At 53.3% G+C, this 10,852-nt stretch carries 9 protein-coding genes; 6 read left to right on the forward strand and 3 right to left on the reverse strand.

Going from position 1 to position 10,852, the window contains the following annotated elements; all coding sequences use genetic code 11:
- The first annotated feature begins 81 nt into the window (after positions 1-81).
- From JHD74_RS04270 to JHD74_RS04280, 3 genes are all read left to right on the forward strand, one after another.
- Entirely contained in the window at positions 82-564 is a 483-nt protein-coding gene (locus JHD74_RS04270) for a hypothetical protein (RefSeq protein ID WP_074029259.1), read from the forward strand.
- Between the two features lie 295 nt (positions 565-859).
- Positions 860-1,420 (forward strand): 3'-5' exonuclease, encoded by a 561-nt coding sequence (locus JHD74_RS04275; protein WP_021181189.1) that lies wholly within the window; start codon positions 860-862, stop codon positions 1,418-1,420.
- A 122-nt stretch (positions 1,421-1,542) separates the two neighbouring features.
- A complete protein-coding gene (locus tag JHD74_RS04280) occupies positions 1,543-2,736 on the forward strand; it encodes a multidrug effflux MFS transporter (protein WP_024528762.1) in 1,194 nt (397 codons plus the stop codon).
- A gap of 2 nt (positions 2,737-2,738) precedes the next feature.
- On the opposite strand, the gene dadX is transcribed toward JHD74_RS04280, so the two are convergent.
- Together dadX and JHD74_RS04290 are read right to left on the reverse strand one after the other, a co-directional pair.
- Positions 2,739-3,815, reverse strand: a complete 1,077-nt coding sequence (dadX, locus tag JHD74_RS04285; protein WP_199061784.1) for a catabolic alanine racemase DadX — start codon at positions 3,813-3,815, stop codon at positions 2,739-2,741.
- Positions 3,816-3,838: 23 nt separating this feature from the next.
- Positions 3,839-5,143, reverse strand: a complete 1,305-nt coding sequence (locus JHD74_RS04290) for a D-amino acid dehydrogenase (RefSeq protein WP_199061786.1) — start codon at positions 5,141-5,143, stop codon at positions 3,839-3,841.
- A 526-nt stretch (positions 5,144-5,669) separates the two neighbouring features.
- On the opposite strand from JHD74_RS04290, the gene JHD74_RS04295 reads away from it, so the two are divergent.
- Positions 5,670-7,205 (forward strand): SpoVR family protein, encoded by a 1,536-nt coding sequence (locus tag JHD74_RS04295; RefSeq protein ID WP_024528759.1) that lies wholly within the window; start codon positions 5,670-5,672, stop codon positions 7,203-7,205.
- A 67-nt stretch (positions 7,206-7,272) separates the two neighbouring features.
- Here the strand turns inward: JHD74_RS04295 and fadR are convergent, their stop codons facing one another.
- Positions 7,273-7,992: a fatty acid metabolism transcriptional regulator FadR gene (gene fadR, locus JHD74_RS04300; RefSeq protein ID WP_021181184.1), complete on the reverse strand. Its 720-nt coding sequence runs from the start codon at positions 7,990-7,992 to the stop codon at positions 7,273-7,275.
- A gap of 243 nt (positions 7,993-8,235) precedes the next feature.
- Between fadR and nhaB the strand changes: the two genes are divergently transcribed.
- A complete protein-coding gene (nhaB, locus tag JHD74_RS04305; RefSeq protein WP_024528758.1) occupies positions 8,236-9,810 on the forward strand; it encodes a sodium/proton antiporter NhaB in 1,575 nt (524 codons plus the stop codon).
- 122 nt (positions 9,811-9,932) lie between these two features.
- Entirely contained in the window at positions 9,933-10,463 is a 531-nt protein-coding gene (gene dsbB / locus JHD74_RS04310) for a disulfide bond formation protein DsbB (RefSeq protein WP_024528757.1), read from the forward strand.
- The last annotated feature ends 389 nt before the right edge of the window (positions 10,464-10,852 follow it).

The raw sequence follows: 10,852 nt of genomic DNA on the forward strand, positions 1-10,852 counted from the left end.
CTCAGCAGGTTATGCTGTTGAGGCGTTTAGTTTTCATTTAGCTGTTAAGTGCTATAAATCTGGATAACTCAAGGAGAGTGCATGACTCAAACAGTAAATCCCATTTCAGCCCCCTCCAGAAGACTGAAAGTGGTCTATGGCTGGTATGTTTATACGGTGTATGTGTTACTGGTCTTTAATCTCTATCTGGCGGTTTACAACACTTGCGTTCGCCACCCCTTTGAATCACCGTTAATCTCCATGGCTCATAGCCTGTTTATCGCTTTTCTGCTCAGTCAGATCCTGAAGAAACGCAGCGGCTTCAGTTGGGTATTGCTGATCTACTTTATGGTCATGCGCCTGTATTACGCCAATATTTTGCACACTGAGTTCTCCGTCACCAGCCTGAGCCTGGTTTGGGTCGTCATGACGCTGTTGCTGGCTGGTACTCTGTCCGTCAGGCAATTCAACGCTAACAAGGTGCAACAGGAATGGTTGGCGCGCTTTGGTTGGCGCCAATGGGCTGTGTTAGTCGGGATAGCGGCGATATTGACACTATTACTCACCCGCGACTATCTGGGGTGACGGGTGACTGCGGGATGTGAGGTTCAGAGATATCCACCATGCGGCAGAGTTTACTTAAGTTTTGGGCGTTTTCGCAGATTTTATCGGTAACGTAAACGCCAAAATAGCCTAATACCAGCAGATAGCCGATCATACATAGAATAAAAATAAGTGTTCTCAACGCTAGCTACCAACTCTGCAACATGACTAAAGTCATCATACCGTGAACAGACCGTTTTCGCCTATTTCAAAGTAACTGGATATTCTGCCAGACTGTATGCGGTACCATCACGATCTTGTTCAGCCTGGAGACCCCATGAACCATTTGATGCTAGATATTGAAACGCTGGATATTACCCCGAGCGCGGTGATCCTGGTGGTTGCCGGCGTGTTTTTTAACCCCAAGACCGGTGAGTTAGGGGCAGAATTTGAAGCGGCAGTAAACAGCCAGCAGGAACAACCGGGCCGGACAATCAGTCTGGATACCGTGGCCTGGTGGGCAAAACAGTCAGACGAAGCTCGTAAACTGGCCTTCGGGGGCAGCGAAAGTCTCAAGCGGGTCTTGACCAACCTGAGCCGTTTTATTCATATGCACAGCACCGACACGGTGAAAGTCTGGGGTAATGGCAAAGAGTTTGACTGTTCGATCCTGGAACATGCCTACCACCAGTTGGCAATGCCTTGCCCCTGGAAGTTCTGGGATACCCAAGATGCCCGCACTATCATTACGCTGGCAGAGCTGCATGGTTTCAATCCCAAGAAACAGCGTCCGTTTGAAGGCACACCACACCGGGCGCTGGATGATGCCAAACACCAGGCACGCTACGTTGCGGATACCATTTCAGCGCTTTATTACCGCCAGCCCGCGGCAAAATGATCGCGCCAGGGAAAATCAAGCGCAAACGGTTTCCTGTCTGTCATCAATACGTTATCGCTTCCCATTTGCGGTTGGGATCTCTACTCTAGTCCTCTTTGTCATTCGGATGTGCCATTTTTGTTATGCAAAAATTTCTCTTTCTCCTGCTAAGCCTGGTGTTGCTCGGCCCTCTGGGAATCGATCTCTATCTGCCCACCATTCCTGCCATTGCCCTGGGCCTTAACAGCAGTGAAGCCTTGATCCAATCCACTATTTCGCTGTTTATTCTGGTATTGGGTCTTGGTCAGGTGATCGCCGGTCCGCTGGTAGATAATTACGGCCGTAAGCCGGTGGCCATCGCCGGGATCCTCATTTACATGGTGGGCGCAGCCATGGCCGCGCTGGCGACAACGGCGGAAATTTTTGTCGCTTCGCGCCTGATCCAAGGCGTAGCCGTTTGCTGCACCGCCGTTGTCGCATTCAGTGGCGTGCGCGATCGGATGAATGGCGATGACGCCGCACGAGCTTTCGGTTTCCTCAACGGCACGTTGAATATCATTCCTGCACTGGCCCCGCTGCTAGGTGGCTTGCTGGCAGAAGCTTTCGGCTGGCGCGCCCCATTCTGGTTCCTGGTCGGTTACGCCGCGGCGGTGTTATTGCTGGTCATCTTCTTCCTACCAGAAACCCGTCCCGCCACTACCGTAGCAGTCAAAGGGCTGCCTGTAAGACAGTATCTGCGCATTCTTGGCGATCGCCGTTTTATTACCTTTGCCATAGTTAATGCCGGGGCGATGGGGATGGCGCTGACCTATGTGTCATTAGCACCTAACGTGCTGATGGGTACCGCCGGGTTAACACCGTTGCAGTTCTCTTTGGTATTTGGTGCCAACGGTTTCTGGATCATGCTGGTCAGCTTTGTCGCCAACCGCATCATTCACAAGATTGGCCGCCCTTTCTGTCTGGCGACCGGCGGCATACTGATGGGGTTAGGCTGTCTAGCTTTAGTGTTGGGCGTGGCACTGCTGGGTGAAGCTGCACAAAGCCATTGGTTGGCTTATATCCTGCCCGTGGCCTGCGCCTGCGCCGGATTGGCTTTTGTCATGGGGCCGTCAACCAGCTATGCGTTAGAGCCTTACTCTAACGAAGCAGGTGTGGCTTCAGCACTGGTAGGCTTTATTCAGATGGCAGGAGGTGCCGCATTGGGCCTGATCGCCATGGCGTTACCGCTGCAGCCCAAACTGTCGCTGGCGTTAGTGATGTTGGTAGGTTGCCTGCTGGCGCTACACGCACGGCAGCGCAGCAAGCAAATCAAAGGGCAGTTGAAAAAGATCGGCTAAGTCTATTCTTCAATAACAATAGGCACTCGTGCCGCCAAGGCTGTCAGCAGCTCGTAACCCAAGGTTCCGGCTGCGGCAGCCACATCATCAACGTGCAGATGCCTCCCCCACAGTTCGACGTCAGTACCAATGGTTGCCTGCGGGCACGGTGTCAGATCCACCGTCATCATATCCATGGAAACCGAACCTACCGTATGCGTCAGAACACCGTCCACCCAGACCGGAGTGCCGGTGGGCGCATGGCGAGGGTAGCCGTCCGCATAACCACAGGCTACGACGCCGATACGCTGCGCCCTACCAGCGGCATAACGCCAGCCATACCCTACCCGATCTCCCGCTTGCAGCTGTTGGATGCCAATGATTTTGCTGCTCAGCGTCATCGCCGGTTGCAAACCGGTGTCGGCGATGTCCTGCCAGTTGCCGCTGGGCGATGCGCCATAAAGTATAACCCCCGGCCTCACCCATTCCCCCTGCGTCTGCGGGTGCCACAAGGTGGCCGCCGAGTTGGCCAGACAACGCGGCAGATCAACCGCAGCAGTGGCGCGGTCAATCACGGCCATTTGCTCCGTTACACCTTCAGCACCGTCGGCGGTGGCAAAGTGGCTCATCAGCGTTATCGAACCAATATTACGCTGCTCCTTTGCGGTTAACCATGCGCTGTGCAAACGCTCAGGGGCAAACCCTAGGCGGTTCATACCACTGTTCAACTTGAGATAAACATCCAGTGGGGCCTGTAAACGCGCTTCGGCAATCGCCTGTAGTTGCCAGTCGCTGTTCACCGCAGTGGTTAACCGGTAACGATCGATCAGCATCAGGTCGGCGGGCTGGAAAAAACCCTCCAGCAACAGAATCGGCCCCTGCCAGCCAGATTCGCGTAGTAACACTGCCTCGGCCAGATCGAGCAAGGCAAAACCATCGCTATTCTCGCCCAGGCTGCGCCAGACATGCTGCAAACCGTGGCCATAAGCATTGGCCTTAACAACGGCCCAGATTTTAGCCGACGGAGCAAAACGACGAACTACCTGCAGGTTATTGGTCAACGCGGCCAAATGCAGCGTAGCGGTAATCGGGCGAGGCATGGGCTCTCCTATCAGATTGGGGTTCAGCGTGCCGGGTGCACGTCATTCAAGGGAACAACAGGTCCCTGCCGAAAGTCTGCGCGGTAACGCGCCACCGCCAGATCGTCTGAAGCAATGGCCGGGGTGATACCAGAGATCAAGTCGGCAAGCAACTGCCCGGAGCCGCAGGCCATCGTCCAACCCAAGGTGCCATGGCCGGTATTCAAATAGAGATTTTTCAGCGGGGTGCGCCCCACGATAGGCGTGCCATCTGGCGTCATCGGGCGCAGCCCCGTCCAGAATGTGGCCTCTTCAACCCGTCCACCGTTCGGGTACAGATCGCGTACCACCATTTCCAGCGTTTCACGCCGCTTCTGCTCCAACTGGGTATTGAAGCCAACAATTTCCGCCATACCGCCCACACGGATGCGCTTATCGAAGCGAGTGATGGCAATTTTATAGGTTTCGTCCAGCACGGTAGAGAATGGCGCGGCCACTTCATCGGCGATCGGGATGGTTAATGAGTAACCTTTCAACGGATAAACCGGAATGGACACCAGATCGCGCAGTAGCGCGGTAGAATAGGCGCCGAACGCCACAACATAGCTATCGGCAGTCATGATTTCACCATCACACTGCACGCCGGTAATTTTATCTCCTTCCACCAGCAAACGTTCAACGTTGCGGTTAAACAGGAAGTTGACTCCAGCCTGCTGAGCCAGCTTGGCCAACTGCTGGGTGAACAGTTGGCAGTCCCCGGTTTCATCATTCGGGAGTTGTAAGCCGCCAGTAAGCTTGTGAGCAACCTGCGACAACGCCGGTTCGACCGTCGCCAACTGGCTGGCCTCCAGCAGTTTGTAAGGCACCCCGGCATCTTCCAGCACGGCAATGTCCTTGGCCGCGCTGTCAAACTGCTGCTGGGTGCGGAACAGTTGCAGTGTGCCACCTTGACGGCCTTCGTACTGGATACCGGTTTCCTGACGCAGAGCTTTAATGCAGTCGCGGCTGTATTCCGCCAGACGCACCATACGGCCTTTGTTGGTCATATAGTGGGCGGTATCGCAGTTTTTCAGCATCTGCCACATCCAACGCAGTTGGAAACTGCTGCCGTCTAGGCGAACTGCCAACGGCGCGTGACGTTGGAACATCCATTTAATCGCCTTCAACGGTACCCCAGGTGCTGCCCAAGGTGCGGCGTAACCCGGAGATATTTGCCCGGCATTGGCCGCACTGGTTTCCAAGGCTGGCCCGGGTTGACGGTCGATCACCGTCACCTCATGGCCCGCTTTTGCCAAGTACCACGCACTGGCAACCCCTACCACTCCGCTACCTAAAATAACCACTCTCATCGCTGACTCCAGCCCAAGGATCGATAAAGCACAATCTACCAATAACAGGAAATTAACTCAGTGGAAAAAACTACTCAACAACTCGTTTATTAATCGTGACAACATTCACAATTATTTTATCGTCGATGCGCCCGGCTTTGGCAATAGCGGTCAAAAAATAACGATAAGATACTGTTAAAGCGCATTTTTCCGATAAAACAGGCTCTGTATCCCCACAAGACATCGGCGAAAATCTCCAGTGGTACCTGGAATGACGACTCGCAACATTAAGAATATAAATCTGTTTAATTAAATATTTCAGGCTAATAATTCCAACCACCTCCATTGCGCATCAGTTTCCTCTGCTTCACGGTTCGAATGCCTGATTGAGTGCCGCCACAGGCCGCAAAGCCGGTTTGAGCGAAGCTGCCGCAAGTGGTTATCAATGCCCAGCACAGATGATTTCAAACGATTTATTACGACTTGGACTATCATTGTTAAAGGGTCTGCCAAAAGAGCCGACGCCGTTCATAACGAGGGTGCGCTGATGACTACTTCGACACAGAAAAAGGTTAAGGAAGATAAACGTCTGAGCGATGGACCGGACTGGACATTCGACCTGTTGCAGGTATATCTGGAACAGATTGACCGGGTTGCCAAACATTACCGGCTCGACACCTATCCGCATCAGATCGAGGTCATCACCTCCGAGCAGATGATGGATGCCTATTCCAGCGTCGGGATGCCGATCAACTATACCCACTGGTCATTCGGTAAAAAGTTCATCGAAACCGAGCAGCGCTATAAACATGGCCAGCAGGGGTTGGCCTATGAGATCGTGATCAACTCCAACCCGTGTATTGCCTATCTGATGGAAGAAAACACCATCACCATGCAGGCACTGGTTATGGCTCATGCCTGCTATGGGCACAACTCGTTTTTCAAAAATAACTATCTATTCCGCAGTTGGACCGACGCCAGTTCGATCGTCGATTATCTGCTGTTTGCCCGCCATTACATCAGTGAGTGTGAGGAACGCTATGGCGTGGAAGAAGTAGAAAAGCTGCTGGACTCTTGCCATGCGCTGATGAATTACGGGGTCGATCGCTACAAACGGCCACAAAAAATCTCGCTGGTGGAAGAAAAAGCCCGCCAAAAGAGCCGTGAGGAGTATCTGCAAAGCCAGGTCAACTCGCTGTGGAAAACCCTGCCGCGAGTCGATCGCGAAGCCCTGCCGGAACAGGCCGTGCGTTTTCCACGGGAGCCGCAGGAAAACATTCTCTACTTTATGGAGAAGAACGCCCCGCTGCTGGAATCCTGGCAGCGTGAAGTGCTGCGTATCGTGCGCAAGGTAAGCCAGTATTTCTACCCACAAAAACAAACGCAGGTGATGAACGAGGGCTGGGCCACCTTCTGGCACTACAGCATCCTTAACCACCTGTATGACGAAGGGCGCGTGACGGATCGCTTTATGCTCGAATTCTTGCACAGCCATACCAATGTGGTCTACCAGCCACCGTACAACAGCCAATACTACAGCGGCATCAACCCGTACGCACTGGGCTTTGCCATGTTCCAGGACATCAAGCGGATCTGTCAGTCGCCGACCGAAGAAGATCGCTACTGGTTCCCGGATATCGCCGGCAAAGACTGGTTGGATACCCTGCACTTCGCCATGCGTGACTTCAAGGATGAGAGCTTTATCAGCCAGTTCCTGTCACCGAAGGTGATGCGTGATTTCCGCTTGTTTACCGTGCTGGATGACGACCGCAACAATTACCTGGAGATTTCAGCAATCCACAACGAAGCGGGCTACCGGGCGATACGTCAGGAGTTGTCGGCTCAGTACAACCTGAGTAACCACGAGCCCAATATTCAGATCTGGAATGTAGATCTGCGTGGCGATCGTTCATTAACGCTGCGCTACATTCCGCAGGACCGGGCGCCATTAGATAAAAGCCGCAGAGAAGTGATGAAACACCTTCATCGTCTGTGGGGGTTCGACATTATTCTGGAGCAGCAAAACGAAGATGGCAGCGTAGAATTGCTGGACCGCTGCCCACCAAGACCCAACGCATTATAAAGTAGCAATATGACAAAGGGGCGCATGCAGCGCCCCTTCAACTATCTGATTTCGTGAATGACGCGAATTAACGACGCGCTTCGGTCAAATCGCTTGGCATAGTGCCCTGCATGCTCTGCCAAATAGCCCCGCTCTCTTTACCGTAGTTACGCACGCAATCCATCACCTGATCGTACATCTTCTCATGACACAGGCTAGACAGCTTGTTGTAGAAGGTCAGTGCGAGTTTGCGCGCTTCCGGGTTGGAGAAGTAATAACGACCAACGCGGGTATATAGCCCTTTCAAGCCATTGAGGATCAAACCATAAATCGGGTTGCCCGAAGCAAAGGCCAAACCACGGAAAATTTCATAGTCGAGCTGGTTGAAGGCATCCGCCTGATCGTCAACCAGCGCCGCTTTAGCCAACACTTCCTGAGCCTGCTCCGGGTGGTTACGCACCGCCGCACGGATAAAGATCGAGGCAATATTGGTCCGTACCGACAGTAGATTATCGATCAGCTGCGGTACGCTGTTGTGATCGAGCCGGGCCAGGGTTTCCAGAATATTAAGGCCGGAGGTTTCCCAGAAATTGTTCACCTTGGTCGGTTTACCATGCTGAATAGTCAGCCAGCCATCACGGGCCAATCGCTGTAGAACCTCACGTAATGTGGTGCGCGTGACGCCAATCAGTTCTGAAAGCTCACGTTCCGCGGGCAAAATAGAGCCGGGAGGGAAGCGGTTATTCCAAATACTTTCAATAATATACTCTTCCGCGAAACCGGCAGGACTCTGCGCCTTTATAACCATGTGTTTGATGTTCCGTAACGACGATAATCAGTAATTGTAATCGGCAGATCATACCAGATCGCCGGGGCATCACATAGCGCGAGCCAAAAACAATAAACGAAAGTGTGCATAAGCTGGCAAAAAGATGAAAAAAACCACTTCGCCGAAATTTCAGTCTATTGGGACATCCTTATTTGCATCAGGCCCACTGCCGTTGTTAGGGTATGACGAGCCAACTCACTTTAAGGTTTCGCAAAAACAAGCATGGATATGACAATACGCTCGGCTTTGGTAAAGAACTTTCTCGGGGCGTCCCCCGACTGGTACAAACTGGCTATCATCAGTTTTCTGGTGATCAATCCCTTGGTGTTTTTTCTGGTCAGCCCTTTCGTGGCAGGCTGGTTACTGGTTATCGAGTTTATATTTACTCTGGCGATGGCTCTGAAATGCTACCCGTTACAGCCCGGTGGACTACTGGCCATTGAGGCAGTGTTGGTCGGCATGACCAGCCCCGCACACGTGAGCGCGGAAATTGCCAGTAATCTTGAGGTGTTATTGCTGCTGGTGTTTATGGTGGCAGGCATCTACTTTATGAAGCAGTTGTTGCTGTTTGTGTTTACCAAACTGCTGCTGAACATCCGCTCAAAGATGCTGCTATCGCTATCCTTCTGCGTTGCCGCGGCACTGCTCTCTGCCTTCCTGGATGCTCTGACCGTGGTGGCGGTAGTGATTAGCGTCGGCACGGGTTTTTATTCGATCTACCATAACGTTGCCTCCAATCAGAAGACCGATATTAGTGACGATAGCCGCCTGGAAGATGCTGACCATAAACAGACGCTAGAACAGTTCCGAGGATTTCTGCGCAGCCTGCTGATGCATGCAGGCGTAGGCACCGCGCTCGGGGGCGTGATGACCATGGTGGGCGAGCCGCAGAACCTGATCATCGCCAAAAGTGCCGGATGGGGCTTCGGCGAATTTTTCCTGCGCATGACCCCCGTCACGCTGCCGGTGTTCGTTTGCGGTCTGTTGGTTTGCCTGCTGGTTGAACGTTTTGCGGTATTTGGCTACGGCACCAAACTGCCGGAACAGGTGCGTAGCGTACTGAAAGAGTTCGATCGCCAGGCAACGGCCAAGCGTAGCCGCCAGGAAAAGATGAAGTTGGTGGTACAGGCGTTAATCGGCCTCTGGCTGGTCATTGCCTTGGCCTTCCACCTGGCGGAAGTGGGCCTGATTGGCCTTTCAGTGATCATTTTGGCGACCTCGCTGTGCGGCGTAACCGATGAGCATGCGATCGGCAAAGCTTTTCAGGAAGCCCTGCCTTTTACCGCGTTGCTGACGGTGTTCTTCACCGTCGTGGCGGTGATCATTGAACAGCAGCTGTTTACTCCGGTGATCCACTATGTGTTACAGGCACCGCCGAGCTCACAGCTTTCCCTGTTTTATCTGTTCAACGGCCTGCTCTCTTCCGTTTCTGATAACGTTTTTGTCGGTACGGTATACATTAACGAAGCGCGGGCGGCACTGGCGGATGGAGCGATTTCACTGCAACAGTTCGAACTGTTGGCGGTAGCGATTAACACCGGTACCAATCTGCCATCGGTGGCTACACCCAACGGGCAGGCTGCTTTCCTGTTCCTGTTGACTTCTGCCCTGGCGCCGTTGGTACGCCTGTCTTATGGCCGCATGGTCTGGATGGCGTTGCCTTACACGTTGGTGTTGACTCTGGTTGGCCTGCTGTGTGTGCAGCATACCCTGGCACCGTTAACGGACCTGTTTACCCAATGGCACTGGTTAACGCCGCTACCACTTGACGCGACGGCCCCAATCGCTGCACATTAGCCGCCATGACCGACCCCGCAAGCGACGATATTTTTCACTGAATCGTCGTTAGATAGCTGGCAGCGGGGATGAATTGGTTTACACTGCCGGTTCAATTGCTTACTGCATGGAAGAATATAGATATGTTGCAATTCTTTAACCGCTGCTCACAGGGGCGCGGTGCTTGGCTGTTGATGGCTCTGACTGCATTGGTACTGGAGTTGGCGGCCCTCTATTTTCAGCACGTGATGCTGCTACAGCCTTGCGTAATGTGTATCTACGAACGTGTCGCGCTGTTCGGGATTTTGGGAGCGTCGCTGCTTGGTGCATTGGCACCAAAGTCGCCGCTACGCTATGTGGCGATCCTGCTGTGGATTTACAGCGCCTGGGAAGGCCTGCAGTTAGCCTGGAAACACACGATGATCCAGCTGCATCCATCGCCGTTTAATACCTGTGATTTCTTTGTCAGCTTCCCATCCTGGCTGCCGCTAGACAAATGGGCACCGGCGGTGTTCCACGCTTCGGGTGACTGCTCGGTGCGTCAGTGGCAGTTCCTGTCGTTGGAAATGCCACAGTGGCTGGTGGGGATTTTTGCTGCCTATTTGCTGATCGGGATTGTGGTTCTGCTCAGCCAATTTGTCCGCCAACGTAAACGCGATCTGTTTGGCCGCTAACGGTTTAACATCGCAAAAACGGCGCCTGAGGGCGCCGTTTTTTATGGCCGCTGACAACCTATCTCCGGGCTCACAGCATAGGGAACTGCATGACGCTGCACCCGTTAGGATCATCAATCGTATCGCGTGTGGTAAGCAAACAACTTCAAGTATGGGTAAAGTAATACACGAGCACAATCAGTACTCCAGCCACGGCAAACAGGCGCACCATCTTCATCATCACATTCTCATCACAGGGCGGAGGTGCCGACAAGCTACCTAAGATTTTGTTTAAAAAGAAGCATCCCCCAGGCGATTACGGCGTAATTTACATCTGTCTCTTATACACATCTAAAAGGGGGGGGGGGGGGGGGGGGGGGGGGGGGGGGGGGGGGGGGGGGGGGGGGGGG

Source organism: Serratia sp. ASV30, from assembly GCF_016428815.1.
GTDB classification, from domain to species: domain Bacteria; phylum Pseudomonadota; class Gammaproteobacteria; order Enterobacterales; family Enterobacteriaceae; genus Chania; species Chania fonticola_C.